Here is a 21,683-nt window from a genome sequence, read left to right as displayed (position 1 = left end):
CCCTGACCTAGACCTTGGGGGGGTTGCGACGTCGTCGTCGGCCCCATCTTTCCAGACGAACCGGGATGGTCCGAGCGTCTGTCATCAGCCGAGATGGACGCCCGTCGGACCTCGGTCAGTCGAGCCCGAGTTCGTCCTTGGAGTAGGCGAAGAGGTACGGCACCCCGGCACCTTCCTGGATCTTCTCGGCGGCGCCGGTGGCCCGGTCGACGATGGTCGCGACGGCGACCACCTCGGCGCCCGCCTCGCGCACGGCCTCGACGGCGGCGAGCGGCGAACCGCCCGTGGTGGAGGTGTCCTCGACGACGAGAACCCGCCGCCCCGCGATGTCCGGCCCCTCGACCCGCCGCTGGAGCCCGTGCGCCTTGGCGGCCTTGCGCACGACGAAGGCGTCCAGTCGCTTCCCGCGCGCCGCGGCGGCGTGCAGCATCGCGGCGGCGACGGGGTCGGCACCCATGGTGAGCCCGCCCACCGCGTCGAACTCCAGCTCCGCGGTCAGATCGAGCAGCACCTGCCCGACGAGCGGGGCCGCCTCCCCGTCGAGGGTGATACGCCGAAGATCGACGTAGTAATCGGCCTCCAGCCCCGACGACAGGGTCACCTTGCCGTGCACCACGGCCTTGTCCTTGATCTGCTGCAGCAGCTCGCCACGTACGTCAGTCATGCCGCCCAGCTTAGAGGCGCCGCCAGCTCCAGACGGTCGTGGCTTCGAGCGGCTCCAAGGGCGTGACCAGGCGAGGCATGCTGTTGAGCCCATTGGGCGGCCCGGTCTGCGGCTCGACACACACGGCGGCCTCCTGCTCGTCGTACACGACGACCCACTCCTCCCGACTGCTCACCTTCAGCTCCAACTGCCCCGGCCAGGTGAGCGTGACGTCGACGCCGCCGGGCATACCGAAGCAGTCGTCCCAGGGCCCCGGCTTCGGCTCGATCCGATTCCCGGTGGGAAGGTGATCGTCCCCGCGCTCCTCCTGCCAGGCCGGGCTGAAGTCGAGCCGCACATCCTGCGCCCCCTCCCCGCCGAGGTTCCGGTTGAACCAGGGATGCCAGCCGATCTGCGCCGGGAAGGACGTCTCGTACGTCTCGACGGACATGGTGAGGCTGAGGCTGTCCGGGGTGAGCGCGACGACCTGCGTGACGCGGCCGGCATAGGGCCACGGCTCGACCAGGTCGTACGTGATGACCGCCTCGTCGTCGGCGGCCCGGGCGACGCGCCAGGCGCCGTCCCGTACGGTGCCGTGGATGGCGTTCGGCGGGGCGTTGAGCGGCATCTGCCGCACCACGGCCCCGTCCAGGAACCGCCCGTCCCGGATCCGCCCGCACCAGGGAACCATCGGGAAACACCCGAACCGCTCCCCCTGCCGCAACAACTCGCTCCCCCCGACGCGCAGCCCCCCGACCCGCCCGCCGTTCCCCGGCAGCACGTCCACCTCCGCGTCACCCGCGGTCAGCGTGATGTGTTCGTTACTCACGGGACGACCCTACTGGGGTGATCAAGGGGGCCTGAAGAGTCTGCGTCCGCTTCTCGACGCCGGTCGTGCGTCTCAGCCCGTCCGGGGTCCTCTGGTGGAGTTTGAGGACGAGGCCCGTTCAGGGCCGAAGCGGGGGTCTGGGGGCCGCAGGCCCCCAGGAGGGCGGGGTCGAAGGGGCAGCGCCCCTGGGGATGGGGCGGGTAGGGGCGGCGGGGGCGAAAACCCTCAGCGACGCCGCCGAAGCATCCGCCCCACCACGATCGCCGACGCCACCACCACGGCCGCCGCCGGAGCCGCCCACCGCAACGCAGAACTCGGCGCAACGGTCTGCGGCGCAGGCACCGGCGCATAACGCCCCCGCGGCGGAGCATGGTCCACTTCCTCCGCACTACGCCCGATCATCGTCCGCCGAGCATGAGCCGCCTCGGCGACGGCAGGCTCACCGGCATCGGCACCGGCGTCCGCAGGTTCGCTCACTTCAGCCCCCGGTTCAGGCGCCGCAGGCTCGGGCGCCGCAGGCTCAGGCGCCGCAGCATCATCCGCATCCGGCGTCGTCTCGAAGTCACTGGTGACCCGCGTTTCGAACTCCCCAGGAGCCAGGGTCTCCAGGGTCTCCGCGGTCTCCCCGGCGTCCCCCGCCTCGTCCTCACCCACCGCCGACGCCGTCTCCCCCGCCACCACCCCGAGCTGCTCCCCGAACCGGCTCAGCAACCGAGCCACAGCCGACCCGACCGCCTCCGCCGAGAACTCCGCGATCCGCCCGTCCGCCGAAGCGGCCCCCTCGAATGTCAGGGCGGAGCCCCCGTCGGCCTCCCGAACCCGCACCGTCAACGCGAGCTTCACGGAACCACTGCCCCGCGCCTCGGTGGCGTCGCCCTCCACGGCGTACGAGCCGTCCTCGCGCTCGGACACCCGCACAGCACCCCGGTACGTGATGGTGTGACCACCGACGCGCACTTTCAGCCGCCCGGCGACAGGCTCGGCACCGGCGTCCTGCTGGAGCCCGGGGACCGCCCGGGCAACCCGTACGGGATCGGCCAGCACCTCCCTGAGCCGCTCGGCCGCAACCGGAACGAACACCTCATGCTCCATGGTGAGCGAGCCTACCCAGCATGGCGCGAAGCGCACCCGTACATCCAAGGATTCTCACCGGACACGGCCCGACCAGGCGTATCCTCCGCCCCCGCCCAAGCCTGCCCGCGCCCTCAATACCGCGGATGCACCAACGTCGACACTCCCAGCCCCCCGACCCGAGTCCCCTCCGCCACCCCCGCGTGCGCCACCAGCCTCTCCTGCGTCAACGTCCCCAACCGCGGCGCCCCTTTCCCCTCCCGGAGCCGCAGCGCCGGCCGCTCCCCCCGCCCCGCCAGGATGAACCCCCAGTCGTGCGGTGCCCGCGTAGGGCCTGCCGAGCGGTCGGGGCCCGGGGCGAAGCCGGAGGCGCGGCCCCTGACGCAGTACGGCGCCGTGCGCAGACCCGCCGCGCGGAGTGTGGTGTCGACCGTCCAGAAACTGCGGGGGCGGGAGGAGACCGGCCCGGCGTGGACGGCGAGGCGTCCGCGCGGGGTCAGGACGCGGCGGGTGAGGCCGTAGAACTCCTGTGAGTACAGCTTGGTGCTGGCGGTGATGCCGGGGTCGGGCAGATCCGAGATGACGACGTCGTACGACGTCGGCGGCGCCGCCCGCAGCCGGCGGAAGGCGTCGCCCGTCATGACATGGACGCGGGGGTCGTCGTAGGCATGGCCATTCAGCTTCGACAGCGGCGGGTCCCGGCGCGCCAGCCGCACCACCCCGGCGTCGGCCTCGACCACGTCGACCCGCCGCACCCCGGGGTGGCGCAGCACCTCGCGCGCCGCCAGCCCGTCCCCGCCGCCGAGGATCAGTACGCGCGTGTGGTCGCCGCTCATCGCGGGGTGGACCAGCGCCTCGTGATAGCGGCGTTCGTCGCGGCCGCTGACCCTCAGGCGGCCGTCGAGGAAGAGGTCGAGGGGGCGGCCGTGGGTGCCGCCGGTGATGACGACCTCCTGGACGTCCGTCTGCAGCGCCACGCGTACGTCCCGCCCGTACACCGCCTGCCGGGCCGCCCGTTCGAAGTCGTCGACGAGGACGGCGGCCGAGGCGAGGATGCCGAGCACCGTGACGTTGGCGATCACCAGCAGCCAGCGGGCCCGGCGGGTCAGGTCCCGCCGGAACAGGCCGAGGACCAGCGCGCCGCCCGCGACGGCGTTGACGGCGCCGGTGATCAGCGTCGCGGTCAACTGGCCCAGCAGGGGCAGCAGAAGGAAGGGGAAGGCGAGGCCGCCGACGAGGGCGCCGACGTAGTCCGCGGCGAACAGGTCGGCCACCGCGCCGCCGGCGTCCTGGCGCCGGATGCGCTGGATCAGCTCCATCAGCAGCGGGATCTCGGCGCCGATCAGCAGGCCGATGGTGAGGGAGAAGGCGACGAGGAGACAGCGGGGGCCGTTGGCCCACATGCCGCCCCAGTCGCCGGTCCAGGCGAAGACGGCGTACAGGGCGAGCGCGCTGCAGCCGCCGACGAGGGCGAGGACGGCCTCGACGGCGCCGAAGCCGGCCGCGGCGAGCGGGCGCAGGCGTTTGGCGACCAGGGAGCCGATGCCCATCGCGAAGACCATGACGGAGAGCACGACGGAGGCCTGGGTGACCGAGTCGCCGATCAAGTACGAGGCGAGGGCGACGAGTTCGAGTTCGTATACGAGTCCGCAGGCGGCGCAGACGAAGACGCCCGCGAGGACCAGGAACCGGCCCGTGCCCGGCCGGACCGGGAGCCGCGCGCAGCCGCCCCGGGGCGGCGCTGTGCCGGGTGGGGCGGGTGCGTGCGGTTCGATCACGTTGCCGACGGTACGTTACGCCTGCGGCACGCTGGGTCACCCACACGTGTGTTGTTGACGCGCGGGACGTTTGCGTCGCCTCACACGCCGGACGCGCTGAGATCGCCTCCCCGGCGCCGGGAAGTGCCCGACACCACCCGCACCCCCACCCGCGTCCGGGTGGCCACCAACTGCCCGTCCTGCGGATACGCGTGCCACGTCCGCCAGTGCATCTGTCCCTCCTGACGCTGGGCCAGCATCGCCGTGAAGGCGTGCGGACTGCCCGGGAAGACGCCGGCGAGGCCGTGCGGGTGGTCGGCCACCAGTGCCAGCAACTCCTGTGCGCGGCCCGCGAACTGACCCGGTGACAGCACCTCCACCCGGGCCGCGAACTCGTACTCCCAGTCGCCCACCCGCTTGGCCACCCCGAGCGGAAGCGGCGTGCTACTGCCCGGCATGCATGCCACGGTCTCCGAGCAGATGCCCCGCTCCTCCTGCAGGAGTACCTGGTGGGACGCGCCGAGCAGTCTCAACTCAAGCTTCGCGCCGGTCAGTTCGAGGTCGAGTGTGGCCAGGGCGGGCAGCGGCTCCCGCCCCAGGGCCCAGGCGAGGTCGGCCGCGCGCGTGTCGGTATAGGCGGTGTTCAGGGTCGTGAGCATGGATGGGCTCCGCTAGCACGCAAAGAAAGGGAGGTATCGGGCTCCGGCGCACCCCCGGCCGACACCGGGAGGTCGGCCGGGTCAGCCCAGTCGGCCGGTCAGAAGGGGTGTCCGCGGGACGTCCGAGGGGCTGCGTTGGTGAATTTCACTGAATCATGAACGGTGGCGCCGTCACAGCGTTTTTACCCAAGTTCGTAGGGTTTCCATCCCTCAGAGGGCTTATCAGCTCAACTGTTCAACCCCGGCGTACGCCGGGGGCGCACCTGCCCGCCGCGAAAGCCGTACGGAAAACAGCAAAGCGGGGCCGGTCCAGGCACCGGCCCCGCTCCTTCCGGATGCGGTTCCCCCCAGGGGAACTCAGCTGCCCCGTGTCAGCTGCCTCCGCCACCGCATCCGCCACCGCCCCCTCCTCCACCGCAGGACGACCCGCCTCCGCAGGACGAGCCGCCTCCGCAGGACGATCCCCCCGAGCCGCTGTCTCCCCCGCCGGCCCACCAACTGCCGCCGGCTGAGCCTGAGCTGTCGTGCGAGCTCCCCCGACGGCTGCGCGTGCGGTGGACCGAACCGCCGCCGCCGGCGCGGGCCATGGCCACGACGATCACCACGAACAGCAATGCGACCAGCGCCCCGATGAAAACTGTGATCACGGCGTCAGCCTCCTTCCGTTCCCCCGAAGCGGACCGAGGCGTCCCCCCGTGGGCGCCTCCCGCTCGGTGCGTGGCAGTCAGATGCCCGGCCGTCTCACGACCCAAAGCAGAGTTGAGCAAGTCCAGAGCTTGGGCGCAGGATGACCGGCATGACCTCCACCTCGCGCCCCCTGCTCAACCGCCGTCTCGCCGAGTTCGGGACGACGATCTTCGCCGAGATGTCCGCGCTGGCCCTGCGGACCGGGTCCATCAACCTGGGCCAGGGCTTCCCCGACACCGACGGCCCCGAGGAGGTCCGCGAGGCGGCCGTACGGGCCCTGCGGGACGGGCGCGGCAACCAGTACCCGCCGGGCCCCGGCGTCCCCGAGCTGCGCACCGCGATCGCCGCGCACCAGGAGCGGCGCTACGGGCTGTCGTACGACCCCGACACGGAGGTCCTGGTCACCGCGGGCGCCACCGAGGCCATCGCGGCCACGCTGCTCGCGCTGCTGGAGCCCGGCGACGAGGTGATCGCCTTCGAGCCGTACTACGACTCCTACGCGGCCTGCATCGCCATGGCGGGCGGCACGCGCGTGCCGGTCACCCTGCGTCCGAGCGAGGGCAGCTTCCGGCTCGACATGGACGAGCTGCGCGCCGCGGTGACGGACCGCACCCGACTCCTGCTGATCAACACCCCGCACAACCCCACCGGCACGGTCCTCACCCGCGAGGAGCTGGCGGCGATCGCCGAGCTGGCCGTCGAGCGGGACCTGCTCGTGGTGACCGACGAGGTGTACGAGCACCTGGTCTTCGACGACGCCGAGCACCTGCCGCTGGCCGGCTTCCCGGGGATGCGGGAGCGGACGGTGACCATCGGGTCGGCGGGCAAGACGTTCTCCTTCACCGGCTGGAAGGTCGGCTGGGTGACCGCGCAGTCCGGCCTGGTCACGGCCGTACGGTCGGCGAAGCAGTTCCTGACGTACGTCTCGTCGGGGCCGTTCCAGTACGCGGTCGCCGAGGCGCTCGCGCTGCCCGACAGCTACTTCGCGGCCTTCCGCGAGGACATGCTGGCCAAGCGGGACCTGCTGGCGACGGGTCTGACGGAGGCGGGGTTCGAGGTCTTCAAGCCCGCCGGCACCTACTTCATCACCACCGACATCCGGCCCCTCGGCGAGAGCGACGGCTTCGCCTTCTGCCGCGCGCTGCCGGAGCGGGCCGGGGTGGTCGCCATCCCCAACGCGGTCTTCTACGACCACCGGGAGGCGGGGGCGCCGTTCGTGCGGTTCGCGTTCTGCAAGCAGACGGGGGTGCTGGAGGAGGCGGTGCGGCGACTCAAGGCGCTGGCGGGCTGAGGCCTCCTCGCCGGGGCCGGACAGTCACCCACAGGCTGTGGACGGCGAGAGCCCGGCCCCGGCACGCGGCCGTGGTGGCCGGTGCCCTGGGCCGGGCTCACCTCGCCCACGGCGCGTATCCGGTCGTAAGGGCCGATACACCGCCGTAGGCCACGCCTGGTGTCGCGGCTTACTCGCCGTCTTCTTCCTCGGGCTTCTCCGCCTCGTTGATCTCCTGCTCCAGGCCGAGCTGCTCGACGAGCCACTTGTCGAACTCGATGGCGGCCCGCACCCAGCTGACCGTCGACGAGACGAAGTGCTCCAGGGCCACGCCGGTGCCGATCAGCATCTGCGCCTCGCCGATCAGGCGGACGGTGCCGTCGTCGTGCGTGTGGCTGTAGACCTTCGGCCACAGGGTCCGGCGGTTCCAGTCGTCGATCGACTCGAGGAGCTGCGGCTTCTCGTCGATCTGGTGGGGCCGGTCGTAGAACGTCCGCACCGAGAAGACCTGCTGGTCGCCCTCGCCGCGGAACATGAAGTACGTACGGAACTGCTCCCACGGCGCCGCGAGGTCACCCTCGTCGTCGACGACGTACTTCAGCTCCATCTGGTCCAGGAGCTGCTTCACGAGGTCCTGATCCGGGACAACGGGGCCGGGCGGCGGGCCGGGCTGCGGCTGCTGCTGACCCCCGAAGTTCGGAATCGAGGACGGGTCGATGCTCACCGTGATTTTCCCTTCGTACGGATTCCGCCATCCTCCCCCATGCGGGGAGGGGGGTGGCAAGCCCGGACGGGGCTGTCAGCCCTCGGCTGACTCGATCCGGTCACTCCGTGCGGGTACCCGGACCCACCGGGTACCCGCGATGAGGGGTTCCTGCCGGGTCACAGTGACTTTCCGGCCGCCGGGCCCAAGGTCAGCCCGCCCTCGGAGGCGTCCACCCGGACCGTGTCGCCGTCCTTGACCTCGCCGGAGAGGATCTTCTTGGCGAGACGGTCGCCGATCGCGGTCTGGATGAGGCGGCGCAGGGGGCGGGCGCCGTAGGCCGGGTCGTTGCCCTCGTCGGCGAGCCAGGTCAGGGCCTCGTCGGTGACGTCCAGGGTGAGGCGCCGCTCGGCGAGGCGCCCCGCGAGCCGGCCGATCTGGAGCTGCGCGATCCGCCGCAGCTCGTCCTTGGCCAGGGCCGAGAAGACCACCAGGTCGTCGAGCCGGTTGAGGAACTCCGGCTTGAAGGAGGCCCGGACCACCTCCAGCACCTGCTCCTTCTTCTCCACCTCGCTGGTGATCGGGTCGACCAGGAACTGGCTGCCCAGGTTCGACGTCAGCACCAGGATCGCGTTGCGGAAGTCGACCGTACGGCCCTGACCGTCCGTCAGCCGCCCGTCGTCCAGCACCTGGAGCAGGATGTCGAAGACCTCCGGATGCGCCTTCTCCACCTCGTCGAGGAGCACGACGCTGTACGGCCGCCTGCGCACCGCCTCCGTCAGCTGGCCGCCCTCCTCGTAGCCGACGTATCCGGGGGGCGCGCCGACCAGCCGGGCCACGCTGTGCTTCTCGCTGTACTCCGACATGTCGATGCGGACCATCGCCCGCTCGTCGTCGAAGAGGAAGTCGGCGAGGGCCTTGGCGAGTTCGGTCTTGCCGACGCCGGTCGGGCCCAGGAAGAGGAAGGAGCCGGTCGGCCGGTCGGGGTCGGCGATGCCGGCGCGGGTACGCCGTACGGCGTCGGACACGGCCTGCACGGCCTCGGTCTGCCCGATCAGCCGCTTACCCAACTCCTCTTCCATGCGAAGGAGTTTCTGCGTCTCGCCCTCCAGCAGGCGCCCGGCCGGAATGCCGGTCCAGGCGGCGACGGTGTCGGCGATGTCGTCCGAGCCGACCTCCTCCTTGACCATCGTGGACTTGGCGGCTTCCTCCTCGGCCTGCGAGGCCTCCTCCAAGTCCCGCTCCAGGGCCGGGATCTCGCCGTAGAGCAGCTTGCTGGCGGTGTCGAAGTCGCCGTCGCGCTGGGCGCGTTCGGCCTGCCCGCGCGCCTCGTCGAGCCTCTCCTTCAGCTCGCCGACGCGGTTGAGGGACTGCTTCTCCTTCTCCCAGCGGGCGGTCAGCCCCCGCAGCTCCTCTTCCTTGTCGGCGAGGTCACGGCGCAGCCGCTCCAGGCGCTCGCGGGAGGCCGGGTCGGTCTCCTTCTCCAGCGCGAGCTCCTCCATCTTCAACCGGTCGACGGCGCGCTGGAGTTCGTCGATCTCGACCGGGGAGGAGTCGATCTCCATCCGCAGCCGGGAGGCCGCCTCGTCGACGAGGTCGATGGCCTTGTCGGGCAGGAAGCGGGAGGTGATGTAACGGTCAGAGAGCGTCGCCGCCGCCACCAGGGCGCTGTCGGCGATCTGCACCTTGTGGTGGGCCTCGTAGCGCCCCTTGAGCCCGCGGAGAATGGCGATGGTGTCCTCCACCGTGGGCTCGGCGACCAGCACCTGCTGGAACCGCCGCTCCAGCGCGGGGTCCTTCTCGATCCGCTCGCGGTACTCGTCCAGCGTGGTGGCACCCACCATGCGCAGCTCACCGCGGGCGAGCATGGGCTTGAGCATGTTCCCGGCGTCCATGGCGGTGTCCCCGCCGGCACCGGCGCCCACGACGGTGTGCAGCTCGTCGATGAAGGTGATGATCTGCCCGTCGGAGCCCTTGATCTCCGCGAGCACGGTCTTCAGCCGCTCCTCGAACTCACCCCGGTACTTGGCCCCGGCCACCATGGCGCCCAGGTCGAGCGCGACGAGCCGCTTGTCCTTGAGGGACTCGGGCACGTCCCCCTTGACGATCCGCTGGGCGAGCCCTTCGACGACGGCGGTCTTGCCGACACCGGGCTCACCGATGAGGACGGGGTTGTTCTTGGTACGGCGGGACAGCACCTGCACGACCCGCCGGATCTCCTGGTCCCGCCCGATGACGGGGTCGAGCTTGCCCTCCCGGGCGGCGGCGGTGAAGTCGGTGCCGAACTTCTCCAGCGCCTTGTACTGCCCCTCGGGGTCGGCGCTGGTCACCCGGCGCCCGCCGCGCGCCTTCTGGAAGGCGTCCAGCAGCTTCTTCGCAGTGGCCCCCTGCCGGCTGAGCACCTCACCCGCCTGACCGCCCTTGGCGGCGGTGCCGATGAGCAGGTGCTCGGTGGAGAGGTACTCGTCCCCGAGCTCCTTGGCCCGTGCCTGGGCGTCCGCGATCACGGCGAGCAGCTCACGGTTGGGCTGCGGGGGCGCGACGGTGGACCCGGTCACGCTGGGCAGCGAGGCGAGGACCTTCTCCGCACCGGCGCGCACGGCGGCCTGATCGGCGTCGACGGCGGCGAGAAGATCGACGATGTTCTCGTTGTCCTGCCCCTGGAGCAGAGCGAGGAGCAGGTGGGCAGGGGTGAGGTCCGCATGGCCCTCGGTAAGGGCCCGGTTGCTGGCCGCGTTGATCGCGTCCCGGCTCCTGTTGGTCAGCTCGGCGTCCACGTTGTCGTTCTCCTCCTGGCGTCAGCGTCTCCCAGTACTGACTGAGTACTGACTGACTCAGCGTACACAAAGTTGAGTCTATTCCGCTCAAGGTAGTCGCGGCAGCCTTGCTGCGGCTAGGTTTCCGAACCATGGCCGCATACCCCCAGGATCCGGGCGCGCCGGACGCGCCGTACCTCACCTTCTGGCAGGAGAGGCACCTGTGCACTCTGACGACCCTGCGCCCGGACGGCACCCCCCATGTAGTACCCGTCGGAGTCACATACGACCCCGAGGCGCGACTTGCTCGGGTGATCACGAACAAGTCGAGCGCGAAGGTGGGCCACGTGCTCGCCGCCGGTCCGGAGGGGGCGCGGGTGGCGGTGTGCCAGGTGGACGGGGGGCGGTGGGCGACGCTGGAGGGACTGGCGTACGTCCGGACCGAGCGCGAGCGGGTCGCGGAGGCGGAGCGGCGGTACGCGCAGCGGTACGGGCGGACGCCGGCGCCGAATCCCGACCGGGTGGTGATCGAGATCGAGCTGCGGCGGGCGATGGGGCGCGGGTGATCGGTGTGCCGTGTGGCTGGATACCGGGCGCCCGGTTTCAGCCACCGCAGGAACCGATGGATACGGGGAAATGTCCCCGAAAACTGCAGCGGCGTCACCGTGTTCAGGTCACGGTGACGCCGCTGCGGGGGGAAGCACCTGAGCGATCTGTTACGACGGGGGAATCGCGTCAGGCACTGCGGGGGGTGGCTGAGATGGTCGTATGGGCCGGGGCTTCCGGCTCCACCAGTCGGTGGTCGCGCTGATCAAGGTTGACGAAGATCATTCCGTACCGGATGGCACACCGCACGGGCTGCGGCGCCCCCCGAGGCCGCCGCAGACACCGGTAAGCCCGTACGTCCTCGTCCTCGTCCCGCGTGACGACGACCGGCTCACCGAAGACGGTCACCATCAACGAGTCACCGGGGTGGGGGATCGCGGTGACCAAGTCGATGAAGTGCCAGCCGGAGCGGTAGGCGGTGGCCATTTCTCTGCGGAAGGAGCGGTCGTCGGGTGGAGTCGTCATCGAGATCAGTCCCACGTGCTGTCGAGAGGAAAGGCCGGCGTTTCATCGCCGACAGTCCCGGCGGCAACGAACTGAGCACCACCCGCCTTGAACGCATCGCTTTTCGCACCGGAGAGGCCAGTCAGTGCTCCGATGGCCACAACGGTGGAGAAGGCGGCGACAAGTACCGAGCGAAGCATTCTGTTACGCATAGTCGGCTTCGTCCTCACTTGAAGGTCCCCTCTTCCCCCGTCGAATAAGACGATGGCTCATTCAGGCACGTCATGGCCACACGATCGGTGCATCATGTTCCTGCATGTTCAGGACCCTGGGGGGTGGAGATTTGGCAACAAATGGGACTAAGGCGACACATCCCCATGCGGTGACCGAGTTGTGTGAGGCAGGAAGCCGCCTCTATGCGAGCGCCCTGCGCACAGGTCGCATTCTGCGGGCGGATGTGGAACCGGCTCCGTGCCTGATGGAGTTCGCCCTCCTTCACCCCGATCCCGATGACGCGAAGTGGCTGCGCCCTGTTCCCCCCTCCGTCGCCCTGGCCCAGCGGCTCAACCCGATAGAGCGCGAAATCACGGCACAGCGGCGCAACTCGATCGCGCTCGCCGAGGCCTTCGAGCCATTCATGGCCCTCGGCATCCAGGAGACCGCCTCCACCCACTCGATCACGGTGCTGGAGGGCCTTGACCGCATCAACGCGGCGCTCGACCTGGCGATCACCCAGTGCCAGACCGAGATGCTCACGGTCCAGCCGAGCGGGCACCGCCGCCCTGAGAACCGGCTCGTCGAGGCGCTGGAACGCGACAGGCCGCTGATCGAACGCGGGGTGCGGATCCGAACCCTCTACCAGCACACGGCCAGGTTCATTCCCGACCGGCTGGCCTACATGGACCACTTCACCGACGGGAAGGTGGAGTACCGCACCATCGACGAGCTTGTCGAGCGCCTCATCATCTGCGACGAAACCGTCGCTTTCATCCCCATCCGCGACGACCGTCAGGTGGCCCTGGAGCTCCGCCACCCGGGTCTCGTCAGTTACCTGATCAAGGTCTTCGAGTTCATGTGGGCTCGCGCCGTGCCCCTGCGTGCCGGCACCCCGTACGAGACCGCCCCCGACGGCATCACCGACATCCAGCACTCCATAGCCAAGCTCCTCGTGGAAGGCCACGTCGACGAAGCCATCGCCCGCCGCCTGGGCATGAACGTACGCACCTGCCGCGCCCACATAGCCAAGCTGGCCACCGCCCTGGGCAGCGGCAGTCGTGCCCAACTCGGCTATCTCATCGCCCAGTCGGGGATCCTCGACCAGAATCACCGGCCGCCGGGAGGAGAAGGCCACACGTGACCGCAGAGGCGCACCACCACGATGCCGGCGAGCCGTGTGCGACAGGCCTGGCGTTGTACACACGTGCCCTGCGTGAGGGCTCCGTGCCGGAGCGGGATGCCGCGCCGGTGCCTTGCGTGCTGCGCTCCGGACTGCTCCGCCCGGACATCGACGATCCGCACCGGCTGCACCCCGTGGCTCCGACGGCGGCCATCCCGAGGCTGCTGCGGACCATCGCCGAGGACATCGCCCGGCGGCGCCGGGCCGAGGCCCGACTGGCCGAAACGTTCGAGTCGCTTCTGGCGCTGGGCGGTGACCACACCCACTGCACGGACCCAGGCGGGATCACCCTCCTCAACGGCTTCGACCGGATCAACGAAGCCATCGGGCAGGCCATGGTCGCCTCCCACGAGGAAGTGCTCACCATCCAGCCGGGCGGGAAGCGGCCGCCGTCCTCCCTCCACATCGCCCTCGCCCGGGAGCAGGAGGTGCTGTCCCGGGGCGGCCGTATGCGCACGCTCTATCAGCACACCACCCGCCATGACCCCGCGGTCCTCGTCCACTTCGAACGCCTGGACGGCGACGTGGAGGTGCGCACCCTGGACGAGGTACCCGAGCGCCTTGTCATCCTCGACCGCGAGGTGGCCTTCATTCCGGCCAACGCGGACCGCACACTCGCCGCGGAGATCCGCCACCGGCCCCTGGTCACCTACCTGGCCACCACCTTCGACCGCCTCTGGCGCCTGGCCACCCCCATGTACCCCGAAGCCGTCCAGCAGCCCACCCTCAACGGAGTCACCCCCCGCCAGCGTGCGATAGCCGCCCTCCTCGTCGAAGGCCACACAGACGCCGTCATAGCCGACCGCCTCGGCATGAACGTCCGCACCGCCCGCGTCCACATCGCCAAACTCGCGGCGACGCTCGGCAGCGAGAGCAGGGCCCAACTCGGCTATCTCATCGGCCAGTCGGGGATTCTTGACCAGGAACCCCCGGCACCCCGGCAACACTGATCACCGCCGCCTCCGACGACGACGCGCGCGGCCGGTCCAGCCCCACCTGGGCGATCCGCACCCCCAACTGCGTACGACTCGCCGCCCCCAGCGTCTCCGACAGCCGCGCGATGTGGGCCCGGCAGGTACGCACGCTTATCCCCAGCCGCTCCGCGATCACCGCGTCCTGATGGCCCTCGGCGAGCAGCGCGGCGATGGACTGTTCGCGGTGGGAGATGCCCTCGATGCCCGTGTCCGGCAGCGGTGCCGTCAGGGGGATCGCCAGCCGCCACAGCCGTTCGAACACCGTCACCAGGTAGTGGACCAGCGCCGGGTGGCGCAGTTCCAGCGCCATCGTGCGGTCCGCGTTCGCGGGGATGAAGGCGACCGTACGGTCGAAGAGGATCAGCCGGTCGATCACCTCGTCCAGCGTGCGGGCCTCCACCGAATCGCCCATCAACTCCAGGTAGTTGAGCAGTCCCTGGCCGTGCCGAGCCACGTGGGTGTACAGGTCGCGCATGCGCACGCCCCGGCCCCGCAGCGCCAGCGCCCGGTGCAGCCCCTCCGTCAGCTCGTGCTCGGGACGGATGCCGCCGGGCTGCACGGTCAGCACCTCCGTCGCGCACGCCTGGGTCGCCTCGTCGAGGGCGGCCTGGATACGGGAGGCCCCGTCGAGCACCCGGATCGCCGTGCCCTCCGCGCCGGACGCCTGCGCCGGCTGCGGACCCAGCCGGGCGTACCACTCGAACGCCGCCACCGCCGAACCCATCCGCCGCTGGCTCGCGCTGACCTCGTCGTACACCCCGCGCAGCAGCCGGGTCATGACCTCCTGCGGGGACGTCGGCACCAGCCAGTCCATGTCGTCGGGGTCGGGGTGCAGCAGCGCCAGGTCCAGCAGGCAGGGCACCGGGTCCGCGTCCCGGCGCGGCACCCGGCCGCGTCGTACGGCCCGGGAATACACGCGATCCCCGGCCTCGCACAGTCGGTCGGCACCGTGTGGATGCTCCTGCGCCCCCTGCCCGGCCATCGCCCATCCACCCCCGGTTCCTGCCTCTTTCGCCGGCTCGCCCACCTCGGAGCGCGGTGTCGACACCTGCGCCGGGACACCCGGGCCGGGCGTGGCCCTGGTCGACAGGCCCACCGTGCTCAGCCCTTCGGGCCTACGGTTCGCTCGCGCTTCCGCAGCGCAACTATGCGCGGACAGGCCGTGCTCCGCAACACGGCTCACGCCGGGACGGCCGCCTTAATCCACCGGTTTGCCTCACTGTTTCCGGGCCTCCGCCCGTCGAGTTGCAACAAGCTGATGGTGTGGCGCCCGGCCTTTGCCGTGTGCGCGCAAATCCCACACACGACCGGGTGAACCGACCGCCCTCGACACCCGGAGGCCCCGCTTCCGCGTGCACCTCCCGGAAATCCCCCAGAGATCACCGTGTTACAAACCCCACTTAACGTCAGGCCATGGCGGACATATTTGACGCGTACGCGTTGGCCGACGCGTGGGACGAGATGTTTGAGCGGCCGGGTGAGGTCAGGACCGCCTATGAGCCGGTGCTGGCTGCGCTTCAGCCGATCGAACCGAGTGAACTGCGGTTCCGGGCCGACCAGATGGCCCGGGCGTTCACCGACAGGGGCGTGACGTACGCCTTCGCGGGCGAGGAGCGGCCCTGGCCGCTGGACCTCGTGCCCAGGATCCTCGACGCGCTCGAGTGGGATCTCATACAACGCGGGGTGGGGCAGAGGGTGCGCGCCCTTGAGGCGTACCTCGCCGACGCCTACGGGCCCGCCCGTGCCTTCGAGGACGGCGTCGTGCCCTGGCGGCTGCTGCTCAACTCCCCGCACTTCCACAGAGCGGCCCATGGGGTCGAGCCACCGGGCGGGGTGCGGATCCATGTCGCCGGGATCGACCTCGTACGGGACGAGGCCGGGGACTTCCGGGTGCTGGAAGACAATGTGCGCGTGCCCAGTGGCGTCTCGTACGTCATCGAGAACCGGCGTGCCATGACCCGGATCTTCCCCTCCCTCTTCGCCGAGCAGCATGTGCTGCCCGTCGACGGGTACGCCCAGCGACTCCTCGCCGCCCTGCGGGCCGCCGCGCCCGACGGGACCGACGATCCGCGCGTCGTCGTCCTCACCCCGGGCCCCAACAACGCCGCCTACTTCGAACACGCCCTGCTGGCCCGGCTGATGGGTGTGCAGCTCGTCGAGGGGCACGACCTCGTGTGCCGCAACAACCGCGTGTGGATGCGGACGACACGCGGTGAGGTGCCCGTCCACGTCGTATACCGACGGCTCGACGACGACTTCCTCGATCCCCTCCACTTCCGCCCCGACTCGGTGATCGGCTGTCCGGGCATCATGGGCGCCGCCATGGCGGGCACCGTCACACTCGCGAACGCGGTGGGGAACGGGATCGCCGACGACAAGCTCCTCTACACATACGTCCCGGACCTCATCCGGTACTACCTCGGCGAGGAGCCGATCCTCCCGAATGTGGAGTCGTATCGGCCCGACGAGCCAGGACAGTTGGAAGCGGTCCTCGACCAGATCGAGCAGCTCGTCATCAAGCCCGTCGACGGCGCCGGCGGTCAGGGCATCGTCATCGGCCCCAGGGCCGACCGCGAGACCATCGAACGCACTCGCAAAGCCGTCATCGCCGACCCGCGCGGCTTCATCGCCCAGCGGCCCGTCGCCCTGTCCACCTCCCCGACCCTCGCGGGCGAGCGCATGGCACCGCGCCACATCGATCTGCGGCCCTTCGCCGTCAACGACGGCAACGATGTCTGGGTGCTGCCCGGTGGCCTCACCCGCGTCGCCCTCCAGGAGGGCAACCTGATCGTCAACTCCAGCCAGGGCGGCGGCTCCAAGGACACCTGGGTGCTGGCCGAAGGCCCGACGGAGTCGCCCGAGCCCCTCAGCGCCGCCGATCCGCTCGCCGTCGCGCCGCGGCAGCTCGGACCCGACGGCACCCCCACCGTCGTACAGGAAGGGGCGCAGCAGCAGTGAACGACGTGATCCTCTCCCGTATCGCCGAGGCCCTGACGTGGACCGGGCGGTATGTCGAACGCGCCGACGCCACGGGCCGCATCCTCGACGCCTACCTCCACCGCATGCTGGAGGACCCCTGGCGTGACGAGGACGTGGCCTGCCGGTCCTTGTACGCGATCCTCGGCATGGACGCCGGCGGCCGGCCCGTCGACATGCAGCAGGTCCTCGACCAGCTGGCCTTCGACGCCCGCTCGACGGGCTCGATCGAGGGCGCGCTGGGCGCCGCCCGGCTGAACGCGCGCAGCGCCCGTGAGGCGGTGTCGTCGGAGATGTGGGAGTGCCTGAACTCGACGTGGCACGCGCTCGCGGACCAGCGGCTCGCCGCCCGCCGCACCGGCCCGTACGCCTATCTGGAGCTGGTGCGCAGACGAGCGGCGCTGTTCTTCGGCCTCGCCGACTCCACCATGAGCCGGGACGACAGCTGGCGTTTCGTCGTCCTGGGCCGCAGCCTGGAACGGGTGGACATGACCGTACGGCTGCTGTCGGTGCGGGTGCTGGACGCCGCGCACGCGCCCGACTGGCCGACCCTGCTGAGCGCGTCCGGCGCGGACGAGGCGTACGCGCGTGTGTACAGCGGCTTCGGCGACACGCCGAGGGTGGCCGAATTCCTCCTCCTCGACCGGGACTTCCCGCGCTCGGCGCTGCACGCGCTGACCACGGCGGAGGAGTGCCTCACGGCGCTGGGCCGCCCCCGCCAAGACCCGGCGCGCCGCCCGATCGGCCGGATGCGCACCCGCCTCGAATACCTGGACACCCACGCGCTGGAGGACCAACTGCCCCTGCTGCTGAAGGACTTGCAGCAGGCCTGCATCGCCTCGGCGGACGCGGTGGCCGACCGGTTCTTCCCGTACCAGGGGCCCGTCGAGTGGGCCCAGGAAGGAGCGTGAGATGACCACCGCCCAGGGCACTCGCCGTCTCCGCATCAAGCACGTCACCCGCGTCTCGTACGCCCAGCCCGCCGCGTCCTCGCACAACGAGGTCCGCATGACCCCGCTGACGCTGCCCGGCCAGACCACCCTGGACGCCCGGGTCACCGTCAGTCCGGCGGCCACCACCTGGGCGTACTGGGACTACTGGGGCACCCAGGTCACCGGCTTCGACCTGATGGACCCGCACGCCGACCTCACCATCACGGCGTCCAGCCTGGTGGAGACCCACCCACCGGGCCCGCTCCCCGAGGCGCCCACATGGCGGGGGCTGGCGGAGGAGGTGGCCTCCTCCCGCCTGCTGGAGTTCGCCGGCCCGACCCCCCGTACGACCGTGCCCGCCCCGCTCGTCGAGAAGGCGCGGGAAGCGGCGGCCGGTCTCGATCCGCACGAGACGGCGATCGCGGTGTCGCTGCTGGTCGCCGACCGGGTGGCGTACCTCCCCGGCACCACGAGCGTGAACACCTCCGCCGCCGAGGCCTGGGAGCAGTGCGCGGGCGTCTGCCAGGACATCACCCACCTCACGATCGCGCTGCTGCGGGGAGTGGGCCTGCCCGCTCGCTACGTCTCCGGCTACCTCCACCCCGAGCGGGAGGCGGAGCTGCACCGGCCGGTCGCCGGGCAGAGCCACGCCTGGATCGAGTACTGGGCGGGCGACTGGTGCGGCTACGACCCCACCAACCGGACGCGGGCCGACGAGTCCCACGTCGTCGTCGGCCGCGGCCGCGACTACGACGACGTCACCCCGCACAAGGGCATCTACCGCGGTGTGCCCGGCGGCCCGCCGGAGGTGACGGTGGAGTTCACGCGGGTGGCGTGAGCGGACCCGGGCAGGTGGCGGCCGGGAGAGGGCTGGAGCTGGTGCGGCCTCCCTCCCGGCCGTTCATGCGTCAGCGGGCGACCATGAACTCCAGCGAGGAGCTCTGCCCACCGACCCGCCCATAGGCGTCCACGGCGTACACGGTGACCATGCACGGGCCGTTGTACGGCGGGATCCACTCGATGCTGCCCGTCGTGCTCAGCCGGGTACCGCTGAACCCGCAGGCACCGTCGATCTCCCAGGAGTAGCCCTTCAGCAGGCGCCCCTCGTCCCCGGCCCCGGGCTTGGCCGTGACCTGGATGGGCCACCGTGTGCCGCCCGAGGCGACCAGCGTCAGCTGCGGCGCCGCCGGCCCGCTCAAGGTGGCCGGGGTGAGCCGGTCGACGGTGACCTGGCCGGACGGCACCGACTCGGCGCCCGCACCGTCGACGGCGACGACGTAGTAGTACGCCTTGCCCTGCGGGGCGGAGGTGTCGTCGTACGACGTCTGCGACGCACTGGCGCTCCCGGCGAGCACCCAGCCGCCGACGGCCTCGGTACGCCGATAGACGCGGAAGCCGGTGACGTCACCCTCGGCCGGGGTCCAGGTGAGCCTGGTGTGCGCGTCGGCGGGCGTGCCCTGCACCGAGGTCGGAGCCGGGACGTCGGACGCCACCGGCCGGGTGACCGTCACCGGATCGGAGACGGGAGCAAAATTCCCGGCGGCGTCGACGGCCTGCACCCTGTAGGTGTACGCCGTCCCAGGGGCGGCCGTGGTGTCCGTCCACGACGTACCCCAGACAGGCTGCGGACCGTCCGGATCCGTCTCCCCGACCGGCGCGCCCCACACCTCGTAGTGATCGACGTCCTTCGCCGAAGGGGCCTTCCACGTCACCGAGTTGCCTGCCGTGGTCCCCAGCGCCGCCAGCCCCGTGGCCTTGTCCGGCGCCGCCCGGTCGGCGGTGGTCACGGCCTGGTCCGCGGTACCGGTCGAGACGTTGCCTGCTTTGTCGTAGGCGCGGATCTCGTAGTAGTAGGTGTCGCCGGTGACCGGAAGGGTGGCGTCGGTGTAGGTGGTGGAGGTGGAGGTGGTCGTCGCGAGGGGCGTGCCGGGGAAGGCAGCGCCCTTGAGGCGGCGGAAGACCCGGTACCCCGCGAGGTCCATCTCCTTGTTCTTCGCCCAGGTCAGCTTCGCGTTGCCGGTCGTGGCGTCGTACGCCACCGATGTCCCGGTCGGGGCCAGGGGCTTGACCGTGTCGACGGATGCCGAAGTGCGGGGCGTGTAGCCGAACTTGACCTTGGCGCTTCCGGTCCAGTTGACGTAGTCGACGCGCAGGGTGTGCTTGCCGGACGGGATGGTGACGTTGACCGTCTTGGACACCGTGGAGGAAACGTTCTTCCACAGGTCGATCTTGCGGACGCCGTCGAGGTAGACGCGGATGCCGTCCAGCCCGGAGGCTGCGAAGGAGAACGGGCCGCCGGAGCCGAAGTCCCGCGTCAGCGTCCACCGCACGCCGAAGTTGTCCTTCGGCAGACCGGTGGCGGGAGCCCCGCTCCAGCTCTGGTCGATCGCGCTGTCGCAGTCGGTCTTCTTCGGCGTACCCGAGAAGGTGGTGTTCGCGAAGAATTGCCGCTTGAAGACGGGCGAGGCGCAGGTCACGGCGGCGGAGGCGGGCGTGGCGACGGCGGTGAGCAGGCCGCCCGCGGTGGCGAGTACGACGGCGGTCGCGGCCGCTGCGGTCGTACGTCTGGCTGGGTTCATTCAGTCCTCAGGTCGTGATCAGGACAGCCCGCCAGTGGGCTGTCCTGATCACGACTCACGAGGAGCGGGGTTGGTTGTACGTCAGCCGACTCCGGGGCGCCGGTCAGGCCGGCCGGCGGGAGCCGGAGGCCACGGGCGCTACTTCAGCCCGATGGACAGGCAGTCCGCCTTGTACTTGGCGGTGCAGATGTCGGACAGCTCGTAGATCCCGTCGGCGATGACGGTCTCCTTGATGTTGTCCTGGGTCAGGGCGACCACGGGGACCAGCAGGGCCCGGATGTCCTTGTGGGTCGGGCTGTCGACCTGGTCCTGGGTGAGCGAGTCGAACTGGATGTCGTGGCCCTTGACCTTGGCCACGGCCATCTCCGCGGCGCTCTCCGCCTCCTGCGGGTACGACTTGTACACGCTCATGTACTGCTCGCCGCTCACGATCCGCTGGACGCCGTCCAGTTCGGCGTCCTGGCCGGTGATCGGGGGCAGTTCGGTCACGCCCGCGGCCTCCAGGGCCTTGATGACGCCGCCGGCCATGCCGTCGTTGGCGGAGTAGACGCCCTTGATGTTGTTCACGCCGATGGACTCGATCGCCAGAGCCATGTTGGTCTGGGCGTTCTCCGGCTTCCAGTCCTTGGTGTCGTAGGACTTGGCGATGTCCACCGAGCCGTTGAGCTCGGAGAGGGCGCCCGCCTTGAACTGCTTGGCGTTCGGGTCGGTGAGCGAGCCGTTCATCATGACGATCTTGTCGGAGGAGTCGACGTTCGGGCCCATGGCCTCCAGCAGGGAGCGCCCCTGCACCTCGCCGACCAGCTCGTTGTCGAAGGAGACGTAGGCGTCGATCGGCCCCTCGGCCAGGCGGTCGTAGGCGATGACCGGGATCCCGGCGTCCTTGGCCTTCTGCACGCCGCCGGCGATGGCGTGCGCGTCGACGGCGTCCAGCAGGATCACATCGACCTGGTCGTCGATCATCTTCTGCAGCTGGCTCTCCTGCTTCTTCGCGTCCGCGTCCGCGTTCAGGTAGACGACCCGGCCCTGCTTGTCCGTGAGCTCCTGCACCTTGCTCCGGATGATGGGGTAGTCGAACTTGTCGTAGCGCGTGTTCGCCGTCTCCGGCAGCAGCAACCCCACGGTGATGTCGTTGCCCTTGGTCGGGCTCGCCTCAGTGCTGTCCCCGGTGACGCCCAGTGCCCCGCACGCGGCCAGCGAAAGGGTCATCGTCGACGCGGCGGCCACGGCTGTGGCGGTACGGCGCAGGGGGCGCATGGAACGCATAGAGGAGCTCACTTCTGGTGCCTTCGGGACACGGACGCGCCATTGCGCCCAGATGTCTGAAAAGACAACGCGGCGACGGCCCCCAGCGTCAAGCGGAACTACTTAACGAGTGCGCAACACCACGCTCAGCTGCGC

General features: G+C 70.6%; 18 protein-coding genes. 7 read left to right on the top strand and 11 right to left on the bottom strand.

Features of this window, described 5'->3' with window-relative positions; genetic code table 11:
• Positions 1-115 precede the first annotated feature (115 nt).
• The 5 genes from pyrE to ACTMVF_RS02860 all read right to left on the bottom strand — a co-directional run bounded on the left by pyrE (position 116) and on the right by ACTMVF_RS02860 (position 4,959).
• On the bottom strand, positions 116-664 hold the full coding sequence (gene pyrE / locus ACTMVF_RS02880; protein ID WP_003999325.1) for an orotate phosphoribosyltransferase: 549 nt from the start codon (positions 662-664) through the stop codon (positions 116-118).
• A 10-nt stretch (positions 665-674) separates the two neighbouring features.
• Entirely contained in the window at positions 675-1,472 is a 798-nt protein-coding gene (locus ACTMVF_RS02875) for an aldose epimerase family protein (RefSeq protein WP_441269337.1), read from the bottom strand.
• A 225-nt stretch (positions 1,473-1,697) separates the two neighbouring features.
• Entirely contained in the window at positions 1,698-2,564 is an 867-nt protein-coding gene (locus ACTMVF_RS02870; RefSeq protein ID WP_441269336.1) for an SRPBCC domain-containing protein, read from the bottom strand.
• Between the two features lie 113 nt (positions 2,565-2,677).
• On the bottom strand, positions 2,678-4,321 hold the full coding sequence (locus ACTMVF_RS02865; protein ID WP_441269335.1) for a polyamine aminopropyltransferase: 1,644 nt from the start codon (positions 4,319-4,321) through the stop codon (positions 2,678-2,680).
• An 80-nt stretch (positions 4,322-4,401) separates the two neighbouring features.
• A complete protein-coding gene (locus tag ACTMVF_RS02860) occupies positions 4,402-4,959 on the bottom strand; it encodes a DUF2617 family protein (protein WP_441269334.1) in 558 nt (185 codons plus the stop codon).
• 787 nt (positions 4,960-5,746) lie between these two features.
• Here ACTMVF_RS02860 and ACTMVF_RS02855 point away from each other — a divergent pair.
• Positions 5,747-6,937 carry a pyridoxal phosphate-dependent aminotransferase gene (locus ACTMVF_RS02855; protein ID WP_441269333.1) on the top strand — a complete coding sequence of 397 codons (1,191 nt, stop codon included), beginning with the start codon at positions 5,747-5,749 and terminating at the stop codon, positions 6,935-6,937.
• A gap of 169 nt (positions 6,938-7,106) precedes the next feature.
• Here ACTMVF_RS02855 and ACTMVF_RS02850 read toward each other — a convergent pair whose 3' ends face one another.
• Both ACTMVF_RS02850 and clpB read right to left on the bottom strand, forming a co-directional pair.
• A complete protein-coding gene (locus ACTMVF_RS02850; protein WP_441269332.1) occupies positions 7,107-7,640 on the bottom strand; it encodes a YbjN domain-containing protein in 534 nt (177 codons plus the stop codon).
• 158 nt (positions 7,641-7,798) lie between these two features.
• Positions 7,799-10,396, bottom strand: coding sequence for an ATP-dependent chaperone ClpB (gene clpB / locus ACTMVF_RS02845; RefSeq protein WP_441269331.1), 2,598 nt, complete (start codon positions 10,394-10,396; stop codon positions 7,799-7,801).
• A gap of 131 nt (positions 10,397-10,527) precedes the next feature.
• On the opposite strand from clpB, the gene ACTMVF_RS02840 reads away from it, so the two are divergent.
• A complete protein-coding gene (locus ACTMVF_RS02840; protein ID WP_441269330.1) occupies positions 10,528-10,941 on the top strand; it encodes a pyridoxamine 5'-phosphate oxidase family protein in 414 nt (137 codons plus the stop codon).
• Between the two features lie 169 nt (positions 10,942-11,110).
• Here the strand turns inward: ACTMVF_RS02840 and ACTMVF_RS02835 are convergent, their stop codons facing one another.
• Positions 11,111-11,446, bottom strand: coding sequence for a hypothetical protein (locus tag ACTMVF_RS02835; RefSeq protein ID WP_301998634.1), 336 nt, complete (start codon positions 11,444-11,446; stop codon positions 11,111-11,113).
• A 295-nt stretch (positions 11,447-11,741) separates the two neighbouring features.
• On the opposite strand from ACTMVF_RS02835, the gene ACTMVF_RS02830 reads away from it, so the two are divergent.
• On the top strand, positions 11,742-12,782 hold the full coding sequence (locus ACTMVF_RS02830; protein WP_441269329.1) for a helix-turn-helix transcriptional regulator: 1,041 nt from the start codon (positions 11,742-11,744) through the stop codon (positions 12,780-12,782).
• Complete coding sequence (locus ACTMVF_RS02825) at positions 12,779-13,771, top strand: LuxR C-terminal-related transcriptional regulator (RefSeq protein ID WP_441269328.1); 993 nt, start codon at positions 12,779-12,781, stop codon at positions 13,769-13,771. Before ACTMVF_RS02830 ends, ACTMVF_RS02825 begins: the two co-directional genes overlap by 4 nt.
• Here ACTMVF_RS02825 and ACTMVF_RS02820 read toward each other — a convergent pair.
• On the bottom strand, positions 13,716-14,777 hold the full coding sequence (locus tag ACTMVF_RS02820) for a LuxR C-terminal-related transcriptional regulator (protein WP_441269327.1): 1,062 nt from the start codon (positions 14,775-14,777) through the stop codon (positions 13,716-13,718). The genes ACTMVF_RS02825 and ACTMVF_RS02820 overlap by 56 nt on opposite strands.
• A 431-nt stretch (positions 14,778-15,208) precedes the next feature.
• Between ACTMVF_RS02820 and ACTMVF_RS02815 the strand changes: the two genes are divergently transcribed.
• From ACTMVF_RS02815 to ACTMVF_RS02805, 3 genes are read left to right on the top strand one after another with little or no spacing between them, the layout of a single operon-like run.
• Positions 15,209-16,753, top strand: a complete 1,545-nt coding sequence (locus tag ACTMVF_RS02815) for a circularly permuted type 2 ATP-grasp protein (RefSeq protein ID WP_441269326.1) — start codon at positions 15,209-15,211, stop codon at positions 16,751-16,753.
• Positions 16,750-17,682: an alpha-E domain-containing protein gene (locus ACTMVF_RS02810; RefSeq protein ID WP_441269325.1), complete on the top strand. Its 933-nt coding sequence runs from the start codon at positions 16,750-16,752 to the stop codon at positions 17,680-17,682. Before ACTMVF_RS02815 ends, ACTMVF_RS02810 begins: the two co-directional genes overlap by 4 nt.
• A 1-nt stretch (position 17,683) precedes the next feature.
• On the top strand, positions 17,684-18,541 hold the full coding sequence (locus ACTMVF_RS02805) for a transglutaminase family protein (protein WP_441269324.1): 858 nt from the start codon (positions 17,684-17,686) through the stop codon (positions 18,539-18,541).
• Between the two features lie 70 nt (positions 18,542-18,611).
• Here the strand turns inward: ACTMVF_RS02805 and ACTMVF_RS02800 are convergent, their stop codons facing one another.
• Positions 18,612-20,282, bottom strand: a complete 1,671-nt coding sequence (locus ACTMVF_RS02800) for a fibronectin type III domain-containing protein (RefSeq protein WP_441269323.1) — start codon at positions 20,280-20,282, stop codon at positions 18,612-18,614.
• Between the two features lie 138 nt (positions 20,283-20,420).
• Entirely contained in the window at positions 20,421-21,539 is a 1,119-nt protein-coding gene (locus tag ACTMVF_RS02795; protein WP_441269541.1) for a sugar ABC transporter substrate-binding protein, read from the bottom strand.
• Positions 21,540-21,683: the final 144 nt, after the last annotated feature.

It is taken from the genome of Streptomyces sp. SD31, assembly GCF_052068475.1.
Taxonomy (GTDB): domain Bacteria; phylum Actinomycetota; class Actinomycetes; order Streptomycetales; family Streptomycetaceae; genus Streptomyces.
This window is presented reverse-complemented; position numbering and strand designations above follow the sequence as displayed.

Coding starts and splice junctions, on each gene's coding strand:
- ACTMVF_RS02795 (WP_441269541.1), bottom strand. CDS start 21,539: ATGCGCCCCCTGCGCCGTACCGCCACAGCCGTGGCCGCCGCGTCGACG.
- ACTMVF_RS02855 (WP_441269333.1), top strand. CDS start 5,747: ATGACCGGCATGACCTCCACCTCGCGCCCCCTGCTCAACCGCCGTCTC.
- pyrE (WP_003999325.1), bottom strand. CDS start 664: ATGACTGACGTACGTGGCGAGCTGCTGCAGCAGATCAAGGACAAGGCC.
- ACTMVF_RS02815 (WP_441269326.1), top strand. CDS start 15,209: ATGGCGGACATATTTGACGCGTACGCGTTGGCCGACGCGTGGGACGAG.
- ACTMVF_RS02860 (WP_441269334.1), bottom strand. CDS start 4,959: ATGCTCACGACCCTGAACACCGCCTATACCGACACGCGCGCGGCCGAC.
- ACTMVF_RS02835 (WP_301998634.1), bottom strand. CDS start 11,446: ATGACGACTCCACCCGACGACCGCTCCTTCCGCAGAGAAATGGCCACC.
- ACTMVF_RS02800 (WP_441269323.1), bottom strand. CDS start 20,282: ATGAACCCAGCCAGACGTACGACCGCAGCGGCCGCGACCGCCGTCGTA.
- ACTMVF_RS02870 (WP_441269336.1), bottom strand. CDS start 2,564: ATGGAGCATGAGGTGTTCGTTCCGGTTGCGGCCGAGCGGCTCAGGGAG.
- ACTMVF_RS02840 (WP_441269330.1), top strand. CDS start 10,528: ATGGCCGCATACCCCCAGGATCCGGGCGCGCCGGACGCGCCGTACCTC.
- ACTMVF_RS02805 (WP_441269324.1), top strand. CDS start 17,684: ATGACCACCGCCCAGGGCACTCGCCGTCTCCGCATCAAGCACGTCACC.
- ACTMVF_RS02830 (WP_441269329.1), top strand. CDS start 11,742: ATGTTCAGGACCCTGGGGGGTGGAGATTTGGCAACAAATGGGACTAAG.
- ACTMVF_RS02820 (WP_441269327.1), bottom strand. CDS start 14,777: ATGGCCGGGCAGGGGGCGCAGGAGCATCCACACGGTGCCGACCGACTG.